Annotated in this window: 13 protein-coding genes, 1 other RNA gene and 1 pseudogene; 7 read left to right on the top strand and 8 right to left on the bottom strand. The window is 53.6% G+C overall.

All coding sequences use genetic code 11. From position 1 onward, the window contains the following. Positions 1-36: 36 nt before the first annotated feature. From ACU680_RS10410 to ACU680_RS10385, 6 genes are read left to right on the top strand one after another with little or no spacing between them, the layout of a single operon-like run. Positions 37-243 carry a hypothetical protein gene (locus ACU680_RS10410; protein WP_448179381.1) on the top strand — a complete coding sequence of 69 codons (207 nt, stop codon included), beginning with the start codon at positions 37-39 and terminating at the stop codon, positions 241-243. After that, a complete protein-coding gene (locus ACU680_RS10405) occupies positions 243-1,148 on the top strand; it encodes a DUF4007 family protein (protein ID WP_448179380.1) in 906 nt (301 codons plus the stop codon). The genes ACU680_RS10410 and ACU680_RS10405 overlap by 1 nt, the downstream gene beginning before the upstream one ends. After that, positions 1,141-4,599, top strand: coding sequence for a hypothetical protein (locus tag ACU680_RS10400; protein WP_448179379.1), 3,459 nt, complete (start codon positions 1,141-1,143; stop codon positions 4,597-4,599). Before ACU680_RS10405 ends, ACU680_RS10400 begins: the two co-directional genes overlap by 8 nt. Beyond that, positions 4,577-5,404, top strand: coding sequence for a phosphoadenosine phosphosulfate reductase family protein (locus tag ACU680_RS10395; protein WP_448179378.1), 828 nt, complete (start codon positions 4,577-4,579; stop codon positions 5,402-5,404). Before ACU680_RS10400 ends, ACU680_RS10395 begins: the two co-directional genes overlap by 23 nt. A 15-nt stretch (positions 5,405-5,419) precedes the next feature. Beyond that, positions 5,420-7,786: an ATP-binding protein gene (locus ACU680_RS10390; RefSeq protein ID WP_448179377.1), complete on the top strand. Its 2,367-nt coding sequence runs from the start codon at positions 5,420-5,422 to the stop codon at positions 7,784-7,786. Further along, positions 7,787-9,751, top strand: coding sequence for a hypothetical protein (locus ACU680_RS10385; RefSeq protein WP_448179376.1), 1,965 nt, complete (start codon positions 7,787-7,789; stop codon positions 9,749-9,751). It abuts the gene before it with no gap. Between the two features lie 65 nt (positions 9,752-9,816). Here ACU680_RS10385 and ACU680_RS10380 read toward each other — a convergent pair. From ACU680_RS10380 to ACU680_RS10345, 8 genes and pseudogenes are all read right to left on the bottom strand, one after another. Beyond that, positions 9,817-11,060 (bottom strand): annotated as a pseudogene (locus tag ACU680_RS10380) (integrase domain-containing protein); the annotation flags it as partial. A gap of 196 nt (positions 11,061-11,256) precedes the next feature. Then, positions 11,257-11,646: a transfer-messenger RNA gene (gene ssrA, locus ACU680_RS10375) on the bottom strand. A gap of 96 nt (positions 11,647-11,742) precedes the next feature. Then, entirely contained in the window at positions 11,743-12,021 is a 279-nt protein-coding gene (locus ACU680_RS10370; RefSeq protein ID WP_007961392.1) for a PA2433 domain-containing protein, read from the bottom strand. Positions 12,022-12,150: 129 nt separating this feature from the next. After that, on the bottom strand, positions 12,151-14,961 hold the full coding sequence (locus ACU680_RS10365; RefSeq protein ID WP_448179375.1) for an FAD-binding and (Fe-S)-binding domain-containing protein: 2,811 nt from the start codon (positions 14,959-14,961) through the stop codon (positions 12,151-12,153). Continuing rightward, complete coding sequence (locus ACU680_RS10360) at positions 14,958-15,629, bottom strand: LutC/YkgG family protein (protein WP_448179374.1); 672 nt, start codon at positions 15,627-15,629, stop codon at positions 14,958-14,960. The genes ACU680_RS10365 and ACU680_RS10360 overlap by 4 nt, the downstream gene beginning before the upstream one ends. Further along, a complete protein-coding gene (locus ACU680_RS10355; protein ID WP_448179373.1) occupies positions 15,629-17,083 on the bottom strand; it encodes a LutB/LldF family L-lactate oxidation iron-sulfur protein in 1,455 nt (484 codons plus the stop codon). The genes ACU680_RS10360 and ACU680_RS10355 overlap by 1 nt, the downstream gene beginning before the upstream one ends. Next, positions 17,080-17,904: a (Fe-S)-binding protein gene (locus tag ACU680_RS10350; RefSeq protein WP_448179372.1), complete on the bottom strand. Its 825-nt coding sequence runs from the start codon at positions 17,902-17,904 to the stop codon at positions 17,080-17,082. The genes ACU680_RS10355 and ACU680_RS10350 overlap by 4 nt, the downstream gene beginning before the upstream one ends. A gap of 161 nt (positions 17,905-18,065) precedes the next feature. Continuing rightward, on the bottom strand, positions 18,066-19,760 hold the full coding sequence (locus ACU680_RS10345; RefSeq protein ID WP_027610771.1) for a lactate permease LctP family transporter: 1,695 nt from the start codon (positions 19,758-19,760) through the stop codon (positions 18,066-18,068). Between the two features lie 261 nt (positions 19,761-20,021). Between ACU680_RS10345 and ACU680_RS10340 the strand changes: the two genes are divergently transcribed. Further along, positions 20,022-20,789, top strand: coding sequence for a GntR family transcriptional regulator (locus tag ACU680_RS10340; RefSeq protein WP_400763176.1), 768 nt, complete (start codon positions 20,022-20,024; stop codon positions 20,787-20,789). Positions 20,790-20,795 lie beyond the last annotated feature (6 nt).

Here is a 20,795-nt window from a genome sequence, read left to right as displayed (position 1 = left end):
TTGATGAAGCCTGCCACGAGGCTTGGAGTACGTAGAATGAAGGTTTTGTTTGACACGCGTAGGATCCAAAAGCTAGGGCGAGTTTCGCTCAGCGAGCAATTGTTGAGGAATGCCGGCCTGCACGAAGGCGATCAGGTAGATCTCTACTTCGATGCCGCAACGAAACGCATCATCATCGAGCCAGCAGCTCAGAACAACGATCAAGTCGCTGCGGAGAAATTAGCTTCAGGGAGGAAGGGGTAATGTCGAGCATGCAACGACGAGATGAACGCTTCTCAGGTCATGAGTCCTTCGTTTGCCGTTACGGGTGGCTGCCAAAGCTACACCAAGCGATTGTCAGCAATCCCCTGGCTCTGAAAGATGAAGCCCAGGCGACGATTACGTTGGGTATCGGCCGCAACATGGTCAAGTCGATTCAGTTTTGGGGCGAAGCTTTTGGGATAGTCAACGGTCGTGATGTCGCTGGCCTGCAATCTGGTCCTATTGGACGCTTGCTGCTGTCGAAATCCGGTTGGGATCCTTATCTCGAGCAGCCTGAGTCGCTCTGGCTACTCCATTGGTGGATGTCTTCTCACGCAGAGATTGCAGTTTGGAATCTGGTCTTCGGGAGCGCGACGTATTCACGTTTTGATCGAAAGGAGCTCATCGCAGGCCTCGAACGTCAAGCGTTAGCCAGTAACAAAAAGCTAGCGGTTTCTACCCTTGAACAACACGCGAGCATTTTCCTGCATTCATATAAGCGCGAAGAGTCAGCGGGGGATGATACCTCGTGGTGCCCCTTGCAGGATCTGGGACTTTTTGAAGAGGTCACGGTTGACGACGGCAAAACTGTTTATCTAGTAGGTAGAAATGCGCCCTTAGGTCTGTCTCCAAGAGTCTTCCTTTTTTCCTTGATTGATTACTTCGAGCGTCAGAATGCCAGCTCCCTCAGTCTCAACCAGATTGTGCATGGTGAATTCAGCCCCGGCAGTGTATTTAGGTTGGATAACTTCCAAGTGAGTAGCTTGATAGAAGGTATAGAAAAAGAATTTGGTGGTGTCGTGCGATTTATTGATACAGCTGATACCCAACAAATAATTTTGGATAAAACCCTATCGCCCGCTTGGGCTGATTGCTTGCTGGGTGCGGGAGAAGAATTGAATGTCTGACCGACTAATAAATCACCTTGAGCTGGATTCCAAATTCTTGCGCTCCATTTCGCTGGCCAGGGATTTGAGGTCACAAGACTCGCTCGATAGTTATCTAATTACTCCTGCTGTCTTGGCAGTGCTCCGCCAGATTGGCGGAGCATTGAAGTCAGGCAGCGCGCAACGGGCCTGGAAAGTCATGGGGCCCTATGGAAGTGGTAAATCGGCGTTAGGTTTGCTGCTCGCCCGTTTGTTAGAAGGGCAAAAAAGCTCTCATGCAATTTACGAACAACTCATTGAGGCTTCTACTGAATTCGTTGAGCTGTTCCCTCAAGCGCAAAACCGCTTTGCACTGGCAATAAGCGGTTCGCGCGTATCGTTGGGTGACGCGTTAGCGCAGTCTGTTCTTGAAGCACTTGAGCATCTCCCAAAAAGCAAACTGGCTACTGAGTTGAAGCGCCAGTTGGATACGAAAGCTCAAACCTATCGTGATATTCCCCTTAACGCAGCAACGAGTACGTTGCTAACTGATTTTGTTTTAATCACCAAGGGTGCTGGGTGTTGCGGTGTCCTATTGCTTATTGACGAGCTTGGTAAATTCATTGAACACGCAGCTCTAAATCCGGAAGCCGGTGATTTGATGTCTTTGCAGCAAATCGCTGAAGTCGCATCGCATCCTACGGATGATGGTCTCTTAGTCATATCAATGCTGCACCAGCATTTTGATGCTTATGCTAAAGGTGTCGGTCGCACCCTCTCCGACGAGTGGCACAAGGTCTCTGCACGTTTCGATGAAGTGCCTTTTGATGAGCCAGTCGAGCGGTATGCCCATTTCGCCCTTCATGCCCTAGGCGCCGATGCAACCATTACTGAGTCAGTTGCCCTGAGAAAAGATGCCCGATGCATCTACAAGCAAGCAATTGATTTCAATTTTTTCCGGGGGACTGGTGAGAGTGAGCTGTTCTCTCAAGCCGAGCGCTTGTATCCATTGCACCCAGCAGCGCTGGCTTGCTTAGCGGTCATCTCTAAGCGATTTGGCCAGAGTGAGCGTTCATTCCACGCATTCATGCGTGGATATGAGTCCGGAGCACTTAGAGACTTCGCAGAGCATAATGTCGTCGATCATTCTTCTTGGTATGGAATGACTGAGCTTTTTGATTACCTCACGACTGGGGTAGGACTTCGCTTCCGTGACCTTGAGGCCGAGCGACGCTGGGACTTCGCTCGCTCTGTAGTCGAGCGTAATGACGCGGAGATGACGGCATTACAGCTTGCCTTGCTCAAGTCGATTGCGGTCATCGAGCTTGTTGCTCAAGTCCTCCATGTTACGTTGTCCGCTGAACTCCTAAAATTTGTTATCGGGGGGGACCTTAAAGCTATCTCCAAAGCTTTGAAGGAGCTAACTGCCAAAGCAATCCTGGTACATCGTCATGCGAGTGATGATTATGGTTTTGCTGTTAGTCATGTTATCAACGTCGAGGCTTTGTACGAGCAAACTATGCGGCGCTCGGCTGATGAACTGATGTTCAATGGCGTTTCACAGGCCCTATCTGAAAGAAGCGTTATTGCAAGTCGTCACTACCAGCAGACGGGAACTATCCGCTCAGTAAGAGTGACTGCGGGTACGTCAGATAAAATTAAGCAGTCAATCGGTACTCATGGTCGCCATGATGGCAGTGTGGGGCTGATATTTGTGGACGCCGAGTCTTCTGCTTTGGTCGATGCGGCTAAAGAGGTGGCTCGCTCTACCAAAGACGTTTTATCGCTCACTGCGATCGTCAAAGTCGGTCCAGATGAGCGTAATGCTCTAATTGAATACTCCCGCTGGTTGATGGTTCATGACCAGGTCAAACGTCGCCATTTGGATCCTTGGACTGAACGCTATGTGGAGTTGAGGTTCAGCACTGCACGTGAATGTGTTAGTCGGCTAGTCTTGGCATTGCTCAACCGGCAAGCCAAAGGCTCATCCGGTATGGAGTATTGGCATGGAGGAAAGGTGATTGCCGATAGTGGTGCAATGAACCTTAGCCAAGCAGCTTCTTGGCTGTTCGATAAGGTTTACAAGGCAGCTCCGGTTATCCATAACGAGTTGATCAACAAAGATAAGCCGTCATCCGCTATCAATGCGGCTCGTCAGCGTCTATTTGATCTGCTGGATAAAGCAGTTGATTCAGAACTGCTCGGTATCGTTGATTTCCCACCCGAGCGATTGCTCTACAGCTCTCTGCTTCAATCCACTGGGCTGCATCGTAAAGGGGTCAGTGACCGTTGGTTTTTAAGTGCGCCGGATGGTAGTTCTTCTGCCGGAATACGTAAAGTTTGGGCAGAGCTTGATAAGCAACTGATGATTGATGGCCAGGTCACTTTTGCTGAGGTCATTTCTAGCCTGGCACTACCACCACTAGGGGTTCGAAATGGGCCGGCCAGCGTGTGGTTCATGGTTTACCTGCTTGTTAACAGGGAATCTTGCGCGATTTTTGAACGAGGAAGTCTGATTCTGGAGTTGACCTCGGATCATCAGCAACGGATGTTCAGGAGCCCTCACACCTTTAGCTTCCGTCGCTTCGACATTGCGGCAGAGCGCAAAGACCTGATCAAAGATTATGCAAAGGCATTTGGGGCGGTAGGTGTACAGTTGGGATTGAATGCATCTTACCTAGATGCTGCGCGGGAGCTGATCCGCTGGTACGGACGTCTTCCGCAGTATTCGCAAGAGACACTGCGACTTACAAACCAAACCAAAGCCCTTCGTGACGTAATCAAAAGAGCAACCGACCCGGTTTCGCTACTCGCTATTGATATCCCACGTGTGGTAATGGCGGGGAAGGGTAAGGAAGGTAATAATTTCCCCGATCTGCTGGCGAAAAGCCTTACTGAGCTAGGTATGGCATATCGACGGTTGCAGGACGAGGTTAGTCTTTCCATGGCTCAGGCTTTTGAAATTACAGGTCCTCTTAAGGCCCTTCGATCGCAGCTCCAGGAGGAATGCGCTGATACTGCGCAGTCACTTGCCGAAGTAGATCTTAAAGCCTTCATCATGCGCTGTTCTGACATCACCTTGACTGATGACAAGTGGATGGATTCCATTGCGAGTGTAGTCGTTCACAGGCCATTAGATATCTGGAAAGACAGCGATGCGCCGATGTTTGCGGAGGCTGTCCTTGAGCTATGCGGCCGCTACAAGCGGTGGCTTAGAGTCGCTATGCGTAAAGGAGAGTTTGAGCGTCAGGCGCGACGCTTCGTCGGGGTGACATTGACACTCCCAAGTGGTGAGGAAGCAGCGATGTTGTTGACCTCCGACCCCGAGACGAAGATCATGGCCAATGGCCTGCTAAAAACTCTCACTAAGCAAGCGGGCGGCAATTTGAATTTAGCCGCTTCAGCCCTTGCTCAAGCTTTGCTGCAATTGCAGCAGGGTTCCACTGAACACGATGAGAAAGAGCTGAGCGATGAGCAACGAACCGCAGGTTAGACACATCCTTAGTCTCTCTGGGGGTAAGGACAGCGCAGCGTTAGCGATTTACATGCGAGATCGTGTGCCCGAGATGGAATACATCTTTAGCGATACCGGTAAAGAGCTGCCAGAGACTTACGACTATTTACAACGCCTTGAAAACTACCTCGGGAAACCGCTGCATCGGCTGAACGCAGACCTTGGCTTCGACCACTGGTATGACATGTATGGAGGGATGATTCCTTCCAATCATCGTCGTTGGTGCACGAAAATGCTCAAGCTGAAGCCGTTTGAGGATTTTTGTGGCGATCAGCCGATCATCAATTATGTCGGGCTCCGTGCTGATGAAAATCGTACGGGCTACATCAGCCATAAGACAAATATCGAAGCTGTTTATCCATTTCAAGAGGATGGATTGATCCTGCGGGATATTGAAGAAATTCTTCGAGTATCCGGAGTAGGTATGCCTCCGTATACAAAGTGGGGACGGACTCGATCAGGTTGCTACTTTTGTTTTTATCAGCAGAAGATCGAATGGGTTAAATTGAAGGAGACACATCCTGACTTGTACGAGAAGGCTAAAGAGTACGAAGTTCCTTTTGAGAAAACGGGCAATTTCTTTACTTGGAGTCAGGGTGAAAGCCTATCAGAACTTGAGCAGCCAGAAAGAATGGCCCAGATTAAGCGTGATCATGCCGTACGAGTCGAGAGGCAAGCGCAGCGTAAGGATAACTCCACACTAATCGCTGTGTTTTCGGACCATGAAGGAACTGAGACTTTGGACGATGATGACGATCAAGGCTGCTTGGTCTGTCAGCTTTGAGGAGATGGAATTCAGATGTCATTTAAAATAACTGCGAGAACAATCTTGCAATTAGGGGCTGAACTTATATCCTCTGATGCAGTGGCACTTTATGAGTTGATTAAAAATGCAATCGACGCCAGATCAAATAATGGTGTTGATATAAAATTTTCAATCGTAATGCTGCTGTCAAAGTATGAAGAGTGTTTGTCGTATATAGATGATGTTGACGATATTGAGGTTTCCAGGTCTTTTATCTACGAGAGTCTGCAGCCCGATGCTGAGCGTGAAGATCTTGAAAGTTTCAGAGGGTTAATCCAAGCAGCGAATAATTCCGATGAGCTACGTGAAGCGTTGGTGCATGCCTATCGAAAAATAAACCGAATAGTTGTTACGGATACCGGTCATGGCATGTCCAAATCTGATCTTGAGGACATCTATCTTACAATAGGTACCTCTAGCAGGGCCAAAGATGTCAATGCGCAGTTGAAGAGCGGTAAAAAAGGTCAGGAGTCAATATACCTCGGTGAGAAAGGTGTGGGCCGATTGTCTGTAATGCGTTTGGGGCGTCGGCTCAGTGTTCAAACCGCTACAATAGATGATAAGAATTACAATATTTTAGACATCGACTGGCGAGAGTTTGAAGAGGCCTATGACCAGTCTCATGATTCGGTAGTAATCAAGGTTAAGCGAGGCGCAATTAAGCCTCAGGGTTACTCTGGGACGAAGATTATTATCTCCGATTTAACTAGCGTCTGGACAACCAACGTCTTGGAGGAGAATATACGCGGGCAAATAGCAAGGTTAACTGATCCCTTCGTTGTCGGGAAGAAAAGACGCTTCCCTATTCGTTTTGAGTATAACGGTTCTGATATTTCTTACGCTGCAAAAATCGAGCAGCTGTTGTTGGATAGTGCTCATGCGATCTGTAAAGCATCCTATAAAGTAATTAATGGGAAAGCACAGCTCAAGGTTGATATTGTTGAAAATATTTATAATGGTGCCACTTACTCAGACACTCATGATGAATTAGACCTCAAGATGATGGTTGGTTTAGAGCGACTTGGTTATCCGCTCTCTACTTTACGTAAAGTAGGCGATTTTGAATTTCAACTATATTGGTATAATCGGCAAAAAATTAAAGCCGTACCAGATCTGGGTAATCGGGCAGAAATCCTTAAGCTTATAGAGCAGTGGGTAGGCGTGATGCTTTTCCGCGACGGTTATCGTGTATTACCATATGGTGATGAGGGTGATGATTGGCTTGGGCTTAACCGCAAAGCACTGTCGGCAAGCGGGTATAAGTTGAATACCAAGCAGTTTATTGGGCGAGTTGCAATTGGTAGAATCAATAATCCCCATCTGGTAGATCAAACTAATAGGCAAGGGTTGCAAGATTGTCCGGAAAAAACTCTGCTAGTAAACTGCCTTCAAAGTGTTATTACTAATCAAATGGCATTCGTTCTAGAGGAGGGTAAGTCTAGTGAGAAAACAGAGCGATTAGCTGGATTCGATGTAGGTCGAACGGACAAGGCGGTCAAAGATCTTGAAAAACGGGCGAGTCAAGCCGTTCGGAAAATCTCACAGCACTACAGTGGGCCAGAACACGTTTTACAACAAGTAAAAGATTCCTTCGCTGAGCTTAAAGATGCTTATAGTCGCGCCGTAGATAAATTGGGTGTTGTTGAAAACGAACGTGAGCGAATGACACACTTGGCTGGGATAGGGTTAACGGTAGAGTTGGTTGCTCATGAGTTAGCTAGGGTCACTGAGTTTACGCAAAAGACATTGAGAGATGTTCCTGAAGAGGAAATAAGCCAAGAGTTGAAAGGTGTTTTCGATGTCTTGGAGTCTCAATTGAAAAGTATACAAAAGCGCTTGGCCATACTCGAGCCACTCAGTGTGTCCGCGCGGCAGCGAAGAGCTATGAGGGACCTTGGTGATATTGTCAATTTTGTCGTAAATGCGCACGACTCACAGTTTAGGCGACACAACGTACGCTTAAAATTAGACCTCGGAAGCCGATCAGTAAAAGCATTTGTGATCGAAGGTTTGGTAGTGCAAATACTTGAAAATCTGATTTCCAACTCCGTATATTGGCTCAAGGCCTATTCCGAAGAGCATGAAAGCTTTCAGCCTGAAATTAACATTATCTTGAGTGGTAGTCCGCCAACCATAACTTATTATGATAATGGACCTGGCATTCCGACCTCACGCAGAGAAGTAGTATTCCAACCGTTTTTCTCGACAAAGGGAACTATAGAGCGACACGGACTAGGCCTTTACATTGCACAAGACTGTGCGGAAATGATGGGCGGCACTCTGGCTCTTCTCGATGAGCCAGTGTTGAGAGAGGGACGTTTGAATACGTTTGTGCTGGAGTTGGCAGAGGAAGCCAAGTAAATGCCTTCGTTAAGTGAATTGTTTAAAGTCTCTGAAATTAAGTATGTCGAGGTGATAGATGACGCCTTTGACGTAAAGCCTAATATCTCCCTGAGCGCTGCGCAAGCGACGGCGTTTATAGATTCACTATCGGCTGATGACTATGCGACGCTTTGTGAGATACTCGAAACTGATGACTTCAGTATTATTATGGAAAGCCTTGTGTCAATTGAAGGCACACTGAAGCTTTTCGCGCGTATTGATGAACTTTCAGATAAGGCACATCGGGCAAAGGTTTTCACTGACTTTTATGAAGATGTCGAGCCGCAGAGAGAGATGCTGCAACCGTTGCTGGATATGCTTGAGGAAACGAAGGTAGTCTGGAAGACTTTTGGATCTGATTACGAGGCTCGAGACGAAGCCCCAGATATCGTGTTTATTGATTTGAAAATTTCGCACAGTACCGTCTTGGATGTGAGTAGAGCGGTATCGATTGTCAGAAAAATTCAAGCGAAGCATCCTCAGGCGATACCTATTATTTTTTTAATGTCCTCTCTAACTGTAGCGCTCAAGGAAAAGCGCGATGAGTTTCGCCAATCTTGCGGTCTTTATGCGAGCCAATTCGAGAAGCTCAATAAGGAAATGTTCAAACGAACACGTGAATTGCAGAGAATGATCGCAGATTATGTGTCCGTTTACCCGGCTATAAAGTCTGTTCGTGGGTATCATGAGGGCTGGGCTAGTGCGATTGAGCGCGCGGGATCTAGGTTCCAGAGCCAGCTCCGAGATTTGGATGTTGCTGACTATGTTGCGCTGAAAGATATCTCGCTAGCACATGAGAAGAGCAGTATTGGCGGATACCTTACAGAGGTACTCATGGAGTACTATCTATACGAGTTACAAGGCTCGCCAGAAGTTCATACCCTGGCGACCGAAATTGATAAGTGGGCGAAAGGCAATATTAGATCGAGGTTTAATATTAATAAGGCTGCGGAAACAGTCTACTTATCAAATATTATATTTAACCCAGAGATGCTTAAGTCTGAAGAGAAGTCAGGGCTAGGTTATAAGAGTGGAAAATTTAATTTGGGTGATGTGTTTTTATATGAGGATCCAAAAACACAAGAATATGTAAAGGCAGCCGTCATCATGAGCCCTGCGTGCGATTTAGCTCGATATGATTATAAAGATAAAAAGGCTCCTCATATTTTACTTTGTGAAGGAGAAGTTAGTAAGTTTGATGGTGCTGTGCATGTTCGTAATATTAAATCCGATTCTCCAGTTGGTCCTCTTATTGTTGACTACGCTGGTAAAGACGGAAGTTCTAAGTATTTGATTAACTGGAACGCAAAGCGCCCGCTCTCTTGGTGTGCCGAAGGTGTGGCAAGTGTTGTAGCTCAGAAAACACCGTGGCGTTTCGCCGCAAGAATGAGAATGCTATACGCTATCCAGCTTCAACGCGCTATGACCAACGACTTAAGCCGCGTTGGGGTTCAGGTGGCACCTTCTATTTATCAACCTCATGGAGTGACGGTTTACTGTCGTGATAACGGTAGCTGGAAGATCCTATGTGACGAATGGGCTGACGACAACACCGCTGCGGCGGTAACTGACGATATTCCGGCAAAAAAGATAATGTTCATGCTACGTGGCGGTGTTTGGGCTCAATTGCTGAATAAACTGGATGTATGGGTGAGTGAAAATGTAGATGAGTACGGTATTGATGATTTGAGGAAATTTCTTGCAGACGAGACTGTTTATTCTGGTCTTCAGCATGTGATCATGAACAGAATCGCAGCCCCAGAAAAAGCTTTGACTTATCGTTATCCTTTAAAAAGCCTCGCTTTTAAGGGGGCAGTAAGTAAAGCAATGCGAGAGGTTCTCGCATTTGCACGAGAACACGATAAATTTGATCCGAAAACACCCGTATTGGAGGATGAAAAAGCCGCAGTGGTTGTTTTGTTCAAGCAGCTTAAAACCGAATGAAGTTTCTCAAAGTTTAGTTTTAATGTGCTTGCGTAAAGTTGCAGGGGGAATGTTCGTATAGCTAGTTATCGCATCGATACTGCTTTTACTCCCCTGATTCCCTGAATGGCTGATACTGATAAGCTTCCAGTGGCGGCCTGTTGGATATGGTCGCTCCACCAATTCATCATTGGCGTCTTCTCTCAATGTAATCCGCTCGATTGTAGGCGCTGCGCACCTCGTCTTTGTCAACATGCCCAAGTGCAACCTCGATCAATTCGGGGGCCCATCCCTCTTCGTTCAGGATGGTACTGGCCATGGAACGCATGCCGTGGCTCACCAATCGACCTTCAAAGCCCATGCGTTTCAAGGCCTTATTCACCGTCTGGCTGTTTCAGTGAGTTCTTTGATCTCTATCTGCTGGAAACACAAACTCTCTATGACCGCTGTAGGGTTTTATTGTCTCAAGCAAAGCTAGCGCGTGTTCGGTCAGGGGGACGACGTGTGCTCGTCGCTTCTTCATCCGCTCCGCTGGGATCGTCCAGGTTTTCTTGTCGAGGTCGATGTCCGCCCAGGAAGTTGTGGCAGCTTCTGCAGGACGGGTCATGGTGTGGAGCTGCCATTCGATCAGGCAGCGCGTTGTTCTCTTTATGCTCGCATTGGCGATGGCGACCATTAGCTCTGACAGCTCTTCGGGACGTAGGGCAGCCATGTTCTGCTTTTTCGGCTTTTTGAATACAGCCCAGATGCCGCTGAGCGGATTGGCAAAGATCATTCCCGAGTTCACGCCGTAGGTCATGATCTCGTTAAGCCGTTGGGTCAGTCGCTTCACTGTCTCCAGGCTACCTTTGGTTTCAAGAGGGCGCAGCAGCTCGATGACCGTCGGAGCGCTGATATGCGAGATAGGTGTTGTCCCTAGCGATGGAAAGACATGCAATGTGAGCGAGCGCCAGATGTCCTCGGCATACGCCTGAGTGACCGAATCTTTTTTCAGTTCAAACCAGGCAGATGCCACGTTCTCGAACGTGTGCTCGGTTGCCTGCCTTTTTGTCTGCTCCAACTCGCTACGTTGTTCTTTCGGATCGATGCCCTGGGCGAGAAGCTCTCTGGCTTCGACCGTCTTCTTCCTGGCTTGCGCGAGTGATAGCTCAGGATAGGTGCCGAGGCCCATATTGATGCGGTTCTTGGTGATCGGCTGCCGATAGTTGAAATTCCAGAGCGTCGAACCATTGACCCTCACGCGCAGCTGTAAACCGTCTCCATCGCTGAGGACGTAGTCTTTGTCTTTCGGCTTTACCGCTTTGAGCTGGCGGTCAGAGAGGCGGGTGGCTTAGGCGCACATGAGGTGTTCCATGACATCAATTGGTATTCCAAAAATTACCACTGAAGGGCTTGGATACCACCTGGAATACCCGATGTCGTGGATTGTGCCGGACGTCCATGGACGCCGGTAGACCCTAAAGCCTTGATTTTGCGAGGTTTCAGGCACAAAAAAAGACGTCCGTGGACGTCTTTAGATGTTGAATTGGTGGAGCCGGGGGGATTTGAACCCCCGTCCGCCAGTGCTCCGCTGTCGGTACTACATGCGTAGCCGTGTCTATTAAGTTAACCCTCAGCGACCCGACGGGCAGGGTGCTTTGGGCGAGTTGTGTAAGTTTTAGCCGCTTCGTCCACAACGTACTGCACGGCGATTCTGTTCTATATGACAATCATTTCGGGTTTACAGACATCCCCTGATGATTGCTGGGCCCGAAGGCACCAGGAGTGCATGTCAGCTGCAATTAAGCAGCGAGAGCAGCACCGTATTGGTCGTCATTGGCAACTATAAGAAGTTGCAACAGTGGATTTACGACTTCTGTTACCAAGTCGGCATGCACCTAAAGTTTCGTCACCGGCGTCGAATCCTAATCGGCCCCGAACTCATTGCCTCGTACATCGGGTAAGGCAACAAGCCTGCGCAGTGTACGCCAAACGGCCCACGAGGCCAACCCGAAGGTTGGCCCGGGCGTGAATCAGTTGTTGGTGCCGGTGGATTTACGCAGTTCTATGATGGTTTGCGAGGTTTCCGCTACGCAGTCATCGATCTTGCCCTGGGCTTTCAGCGCCTGTGCCTTGCTGACACTGGCTTCAGCGCGCTGGCTGAGTTCCGGGTTCGCTGACAACTGCCCCTTGGCATTGTTGATGGTCTGGATATTGGCATCGCACAGGTCGGCAGGCTTGTCGGCGGCGAACGAGGTGGAGGCCATCATCGAGGCAGTAACGAACAGACCTAACAGTACAGAACGTTTCATGTGTATCTCCTTGAACTGAGGGATCCAGACTGCGCTGGCCGTCAGGACGGGCAACCGAGTGGAAGAAAAACCCCGATTTTCGGGGTCTGTTCTGTGGACTACGGTCGCACGCAAGGGTTCTATTTTTCTTCAGCCGGCCTTGGCCCGGGTCACCCGATCCACCAGATAGACCAGTCCGTGATAGTCGATGCCGCCGTGTTGCGTCAGGCCGATCTCACAGGTGCGGCTGGTGGAAATGCCTTCGCTGCAATGCTGCACCGCATCCTTGAGGGTGCGCAGCGAATGGCCGTTCAGCTCCGGGGTAGTGAAGCCCTTGTCGCCGGCAAACCCGCAGCAATGAATGCCTTCCGGAATCACCACGGTCTTGCTGCATTTGCGCGCCAGATCGATCAGCGCCTGGCTTTCGCCAAGATGCTGCGTGCTGCAGGTCACGTGCACCGCAATCGGTGATTCTTGCGGGGTGAACTCCAGTCGATCGAGAAGATGCGTACGAATGAAGCGCACCGGGTCGTACAGATCCAGTCGAACATTTCCCACGTCCTGCACCAGGCGCAAGGTGCACGGGCTAGTGTCGCAATAGATCGGATCGAGTCCACCGCGACTGGCGTGCAGCAACGCGCTGATCAGTTCCTGACGCTTGTGCTCGGCTTGCTCGGCATAACCTTTGGAGGCGAAAGGCTGACCGCAGCAGAGGTTGTCCTGATTGTCCGGGAGCACCACTTGGTAGCCAGCCTTTTCCAACAGGCCACGGGTTTTGTCGTACAGCGACATTTGCTCTTTGTCGCCGGCTGCCGGGCCCATCACCCGCGAAACGCAGGCAGCCAGATACACCACCCGCGGGCGCTCATCGGAGACGCTCGGGCTGAAACGAATGGCTTTTTCCGGCTGCGGCATCGCGTTGGTCCACAGCGGCACCTGACCTTTGGACAAGCGTGTCAGGGTCGCCGAAAGCTTGGCCAGACGCGGTGCGCCGAGCAGCATCCGTGCGCCGTTGGCCACGTGCAGGGTGAAGCGTGCGCCTTGCAGGGTCTTGGCGAAATTCCCCTCGATCCAGTCAGCGGTTTTCTGATGCGTCGCGTGTCGGGCGCGGAGCTTTTTCACCAGTTCGCCGGTATTGATGCCCACAGGGCAACGCTGAGCGCACAAACCGGTCGCGGCGCAGGTTTCGATGCCCTGGTACTCGTAGGCTTTTTCCAGCTCGGTGGTGTCAACGCCGGCGCGTTTTTTCGCCTGAATGTCACGCCAGATCACGATGCGCTGACGCGGGCTGAGGGTCAGGCCTTTCGACGGGCAGACAGGTTCGCAGAAGCCGCATTCGATGCATTTGTCGACGATCTCATCAGCTGCCGGCAGCGGCTTGAGGTGCTTGAGATGGATCTGCGGGTCTTCGCTGAGAACCACGTCCGGGTTGAGGATGCCGTTGGGGTCGAGCAGACGTTTGAGCTGCCACATCAACTGGTAGGCGTCGCTGCCCCATTCCAGCTCAACGAACGGCGCCATGTTGCGCCCGGTGCCGTGTTCGGCTTTGAGCGAGCCGCCGAATTCCACCGCCACCAGTTGCGCCACGTCGTCCATGAACGCCTGATAGCGTGCGACTTCTTCCGGACTGTTGAAGCCTTGGGTGAAGACGAAGTGCAGATTGCCTTCCAGTGCGTGTCCGAAAAGGATCGCTTCATCGTAGGAGTGTTTGTCGAACAGCGCGATCAGACGATTGACGCCGATAGCCAGTTGCTCGACCGGGAAGGTCACGTCTTCGATGATCACCGTGGTGCCGGTTTTACGCACGGCGCCGACGGCGGGGAAGGTGTCTTTGCGGATCGCCCAGAGCTTGGCGTTTTCGGTCGGATCCTCTGTGAAATCGACCTGTTTTTCCACCGGGAAACTGGCCAGCGAAGCCATGATCTGCGCCAGTTGCTCCTGCAGCAACGTGGAAGAAGCCGCGCGGGATTCGATCAGCAGCGCGCAGGCATTGTTCGACAGGTGCTGTACGAAATCCGGCATGCCGGGTTTGTCTTGCACCGAGCGCAGGCTGCGTCGATCCAGCAGTTCTACGGCTGACACCGGTTGGCTTTTCAGCACGGTGACTGCGTTGCAGCAGGTTTCCACATCCGGGAACACGATCAACGCCGAGGCCTTATTCGGGTGGTCGATCACCGTGTCGTAGGTCACCGCGCTGATGAAGCCGAGGGTGCCTTCGGAACCGACCAGCAGGTGGCTCAAGATATCCACAGGCTCGTCGAAATCCACCAGCGCATTGAGTGACAGGCCGGTGGTATTTTTCAGACGGTATTTGTGGCGAATTCTCGCCGCCAGTTCGGCATTGGCGCGGGTTTCGCGGCCCAATGTCGCCAGGCGCTCCAGCAGATCACCGTGGCTGGCGCGAAATGCGGCGACACTGGCGGCGTCTTCGGTGTCGAGGCGGGTGCCGTCAGCCAGCACCAGGCGAATCCCGGCCAGCGTGTGATAGGTATTTTGCGCGGTGCCGCAGCACATGCCGCTGGCGTTGTTGGCGACGATGCCGCCGATCTTGCAGGCGTTGATCGACGCCGGGTCCGGGCCGATCTTGCGCCCGAACGGTGCCAGCCACGCGTTGGCCTGCGCGCCGATCACGCCCGGTTGCAGGCGAATCTGCATGCCCTGGCCGCGAATCTCGCGAGCGTTCCAGTTATCCCCCAGCACAATCAGCACCGAATCACTGATCGCCTGCCCGGACAAACTGGTACCGGCGGCGCGGAAGGTCACCGGGACTTGATCGCGCTGGGCCAGTTTCAGCAGCGCGACCACTTCGTCTTCGGATTCGACGCGGATCACCAGTTTGGGAATCAGCCGATAAAAACTGGCGTCGGTGCCGAAGGCCAAGGTCGACAGTGGATCGTCGAAACGGCGTTCCGCTGGTATCAGTTGCTGCGCATCGCGCAGGAAATTCACCGGAAGCGTCATTGGTCCTCCAGGATCAGTACCACCAGATCTTTCGGGCCGTGGGCGCCGTAGGCCAGCACTTGTTCGATGTCGGCGGTTTTCGACGGGCCGGACACCAGCAGCGCATTGGTCGGCATGCCTTGGGCCCACTCGAATTCCTGCTGCACCTGATAGAAGTTGTCGCGGATTTCACTGGCCTTGAGCAGGGCGAAATGCACCGGCGGCACCAGGCTCATCAGTCGCGGTTCTTCACGGGTGGGCCAGAGGATCAGGCTGCCGGTGGCGGCGATGGCACCGAGGGTGCCAGTAAGGCTGGCCGGGGTGTCGTTGAACAGCTCGGCTTTCCACTCTTCCATCGGCCGGTTGTAGGATTTCAGCGTCGGCAGATCAGGATTGTTCGCCCAGTGCTGTGTGATGCGCTGCCCGTGGGGCGTAGTCGGTGCGATCAGCAGGCTTGGCAGTTGGCGATCACCCAGCAATTGCGCGAGCAGCGCCGGCCAGTCTGCGCCGGTCGTCAGATGGATCTCGGTGTGCACCGCTTCCATCAGTTTGCGCAGTTGCGGAATACGTTGCTCGGCGCTGTAGGTGTAAGGCTGCGTCACCAAATCGACATCGAAGTCGTCGGTAATTGGTGTGGCACCAGTCAGACTTTTCCTTAGCTTGGCGAGGATATTTTGCTTGGCGCTCATCAGCGATCTCCCTGTTTGCCCAGATGCTCGCGGGCCATGTCGTGCAGTGAGCGGGCGGCGGGTTTTGGTGCGCTGTGGTTTTGCGTCCACGGGCCGACGTTGCTTGGCGTGAGCGCACGCAGGCGCGTGGCGAAGAACCCGAACAGCCGATACAGCGTCGGCGAGCTGTTGAGTTTCGCCCAGGCGTTCCAGATGAAGCGTTCCTTGCGCGAATACTTGCTGCCTTGGCCGCGCATCACTTGGTGTGGAGCGTCCGGGGCTTTGACGTTTTCTTCGCGCAGGCGCCGCAGAATTGCCGGGATCGGAATTTTCACCGGGCACACTTCACCGCAGGCACCGCACAACGACGAAGCGCTCGGGTGATCCGGGACTTTTGCCAGACCGACCATGTGCGGCGTGATGATTTTGCCGATCGGTCCCGGGTACACCTCGCCATAGGTGTGACCACCGACGCGGGTGTAAACCGGGCAATGGTTCATGCACGCGCCACAGCGGATGCAGTTGAGGGTCTGGCGCAGTTCGCTGTCGGCGAAGGCCTGGCTGCGACCGTTATCGAGCAGCACCAGATGCACTTCCTGCGGGCCGTCGAGTTCATGTTCCTTGCGCGGGCCGGAGATCATGTTGACGTAAGTGGTGATCGGAATGCCCAGCGCCGAGCGGGTCAGCAGCGACAACAGCGGCACCACGTCGCGCAGGTTTTCCACAACCTTTTCGATACCGGTGACGGCGATGTGCACCGGCGGCACGGTGGTGGTCATGCGCCCGTTGCCTTCGTTTTCCACCAGCAGCAGGGTGCCGGTTTCGGCCACGGCGAAGTTGACGCCGGAAACGCCGATGTCCGCTTCGAAGAATTTCTGCCGCAGGACTCTGCGACCGATCTGAATGAGTTGGTCAACGTCCTTGGTGTACTCCACGCCAAGTTTGTCGTGGAACAAGGACGCGACCTGACCGGCATTCTTGTGGATCGCCGGCATGATTATGTGTGAAGGCTTCTCGTGGTCGAGCTGGACGATGTATTCCCCCATGTCGGACTCCAGGCATTCAACACCTTGAGCCTCGAGGAAATGGTTCATCTCCATCTCTTCGCTGACCATCGATTTGCCCTTGATCACTTGCCGCGCCTCGTGAGCGCGGATGATCGACAAGACGATGCCATTGGCTTCGTCCACCGTTTCCGCCCAGTGCACTGTCACACCGTTGCGGGTCAGGTTCTGTTCCAGTTGCTCGAGCAGGTCGGGCAACTTGGAGAGCGCACGCGCCCTGATCGAGTTGCCCAGGGCGCGCAAATGTTCTCTTTCGTGGGCATCGCTGAAAGCCGCTGCCCGCTTGGTCATCAGTGAATCCATCGCAGTGCGGAAGTTGTTCCGTAACTGCGGATCACCCAGGGCGTTGTGCGCCCGGGTGCGGAAATCTTCTTCTACGGCGACCGTAGGAATAATCGTCGAGGTGCTCATTGCGCACCTCCGGTTCGTTGCCAAAGAAAGCTGGCGAGATGTTGCCCGCGCAGCGCTTCTTTTTGTTTCTCCAATGCGCCGTTGATGTTCATCAAACAGCCACAATCGGCGCTCAACACCTGATGCGCGCCGGACTCCTTCAACGCGCGGGTCTTGTCGGCCACCATCGCGCCGGAAATGTCTGGCATACGGACGCTGAATGTCCCACCGAAGCCACAGCATTCGCTTTCGTGGTCGTGGTTGACCCGTTCGACGTTGCTCAACTGCGCCAACAACTCGCGGCCGTGCAGGTGGGTGTTCATTTCGCGCCGTGCCGAACACGAGGTGTGCAGCGCGACTTTGACCGGCTCGCCGCTGTCCTTGAGCTGCACCTTGCAGACGAACAGCAGGAACTCGGCCAGCTCATAGGTGCGGGCCGCGAGGGCCTGCACCTGTTTCAACGTCGCCGGCTCGTCCTTGAACAAGTCGGCGTAATGCTCACGCAGCATGCCCGCGCAGGAACCCGACGGCACCACCACCGGATAATCCCCGGCAAACAGCGCCAGTTGTGCGCGCGCGACCGTCCGCGCCTGCTCGGTGTAACCCGAGGTGTAGGCCGGTTGCCCGCAGCAGCTCTGCCCTTGCGGGTACTCGACCGTTATCCCTTCACGCTCCAGCAAGTGGATCGCGTCCATCCCGGCTTCGGGGTAGAACAGATCGACCACGCAGGTACCGAACAGATAGACCCGCGACGGTTTCTCGCTGGGGTACTGCCGAGGTTCGGGCAGTGGCGGTGCGACGCGGGTGGCGTTGGGCACAGCGTTGTAAAAAAGCTCGCTCATCAGGCGTGTCTCCGGGTGGGCCCGGTTATCCGTCTGTGGCGGCTGCTGAATATAAAGAGCCTTGCTTTCAGCAGCCTTACAGACCGGGGTGTGAATTGCTGACGCCGGAATCACGAACCGGCGTCGGTTATTTCAATGTCGCTTGTAGTCTTCTTCTTGGTTTAGTGCACCAGCATGCCGGTGAACCAGTAGGCCTGGGCCAGAGTGATCAGGCCGACAATCGTGGCAAAGAATAGGCTGTGCTTGAGGGTGAAGCGGAACAGATCCGATTCCTTGCCCACCAGCCCAGTCGCAGCGCAGGCCACGGCAATCGACTGTGGCGAGATCATCTTGCCGGTCACGCCGCCGCTGGTGTTGGCTGCCACCAGCAAGGTGTCGTTGACGCCGATCTGGTGGGCGGTGGTCGCTTGTAGCGAACTGAACAGGGCGTTCGACGAAGTATCGGAGCCGGTGAGGAACACGCCCAGCCAGCCAAGGAACGGCGAGAAGAACGGGAACGCTGCGCCGGTCGCGGCCAAGACCAGCGCCATGGTCGAAGACATGCCGGAGTAGTTGGTGACGAAGGCGAAGGCCAGCACCATGCCGATCGACAGAATCGGCCAGCGCAGTTCGTAGAAGGTCTCTTTCAAAGTGGTCAGACCAGTTTTGAAGTTGATCTTCAGTACCAGCATCGAAATCAGCGCCGAGAAGAAAATCGCCGTGCCGGTCGCCGAGATCGGGTCGAGTTTGAACACTGCCGGAATTGCAGTCGGGGTGGCGACGATCGGGGCAGTCTTGATCACCAGTTGATCAAGGTGCGGGATGGCAAAGTTGAACACCCAGGCGTACATCGAACCGCCGGCGGCGAACATCGCCTTGAACGGCTTGAGGGTCCAGATGGTGACCAGCACGGTGAGGATCAGAAACGGCGACCAGGCAATGAAAATTTCCCAGAGGCTGTAAGGCGACGCCACGGTGCTGCGCTTCTGGCCGAAACCTCCTGCGCTGGCGGTTACCACCGAGGCCGAAACGGCGCCGGCAATGTGTTGGCCTGCGGCGCGTTTTGGCTGCCAGACTTTGAGGAACAGGGTCAGGGAAATCAGGCTGGCCAGGGCCGAGGTGATGTCCGGCAGTTCCGGGCCGATGAAGTTCGAGGTGAAGTATTGGGTCACGGCGAAGCTCAGGCCTGCAACCAGCGCTGCCGGCCAGGTTTCACGCACGCCACGCAGGCCGTCCATCATGAACACCAGCCAGAACGGCACGAACAGCGACAGCAGTGGCAGTTGGCGGCCGGTCATGGCGCCGATCTTGAACGCGTCGATGCCAGTCACCTGACCAGCCACGATGATCGGAATCCCCAGAGCGCCGAACGCCACCGGCGCGGTGTTGGCAATCAGGCACAGGCCAGCAGCATACAGCGGGTTGAAGCCGAGACCGACCAGCAGCGCGGCGGTAATCGCTACCGGCGCGCCGAAGCCGGCGGCACCTTCCAGAAACGCACCGAAGCAGAAACCGATCAGCAGCACCTGCAGACGCTGGTCGTCAGTGATCGACAGCACCGAACTGCGAATGACCTCGAACTGACCACTCTTGACCGTCAGTTTGTAGAGGAACACCGCCGCGACAATGATCCAGGCAATCGGCCACAGACCATAGGCAAAGCCGTATCCGGCCGCGGCGAAGGCCATGTCCACTGGCATGTGGAAGGCGAAAATCGCCACGGCAATCGACAGGGCCAGCGTGATGCTGCCGGCCACATGCCCCTTGAGGCGGAACACCGCCAGAGCAAGGAAGAAGAAAACGATGGGAATGACGGCCGCAAGTGCGGAGACGCCGAGACTGCCGAGCGGGGTATAGAGCTGTTGCCAGGTTTGCATATGGGGTGGCCCCTAATTGTTGTTGGTCAGGCACTGTCAGCGTTCTTGGTTAATTGGTAATACCAATTTACAATCGCTGTTGGCTAGGGTAAAAGCCTTGATGACGGTGTGTCAATTTGTCGCCCTGAAACTTTTGTCGAACAAGCGGTGCAGAGGGCATCTGATCCGGTCGGGCGAATGTGCGTTGACAGGTGTCGGCGGGGCGCCGATAGGCCAGAATAGAGGGCCCGGCGCGCGGTCGGGATCGTGGAGAAATGAGTTATGGGGTTTGATCAGATTCGTCAGCGCCGTTTGTCTGACGATATTGTCGAGCGACTCGAGGGGATGATCCTCGAGGGCACGCTGAAGTCCGGCGAACGGCTTCCGGCCGAGCGCGCCTTGGCCGAGCAGTTCGGTGTGTCGCGTCCATCGTTACGCGAGGCAATTCAGAAACTGGCGGCCAAAGGCTTGCTGGTCAGTCGCCAGGGCGGCGGCAATTATGTGGTGGAAACGCTCGGCTCGACCTTCAGCGATCCGCTGCTAGTGCTGCTGGAGAGCAATCCCGAGGCGCAGCGTGATCTGCTGGAATTTCGGCATACTCTGGAGGCATCGTGTGCCTATTACGCAGCATTGCGCGCCACGGATGTGGATCGCGAGCGACTCACTGTGGCGTTCAACGAGCTGCAGGATTGCTATACGCGGCATGACGAAGTGAGCCGGGCGGAAGAGGGCGCGGCGGATGCGAAGTTTCATCTGGCAATCGCCGAAGCCAGTCATAACGCGGTGCTGCTGCACACCATTCGCGGTCTGTTCGATCTGCTCAAGCGCAACGTCGTGACCAACATTGGCGGCATGTACAAGCAGCGCACGGAAACCCGCGACATGCTGATCTCTCAGCACCGGGAATTGTATCTGGCGATTATCGAAGGTCGGGCGGAGCAGGCGCGCGAGGTTTCCAGTCGACACATCCTCTATGTGCAGGAAGTGCTGGAGGAGGTGCGGCAGGAAGTTCAGCGCATGGCTCGGGCGGAGCGGCGCAAGGGGATGTAGCTTTTA

The organism is Pseudomonas sp. LF020 (genome assembly GCF_053456425.1).
The sequence above is the reverse complement of the archived record's forward strand: the minus strand, read 5'-3'. Positions and strand labels throughout refer to the sequence as shown.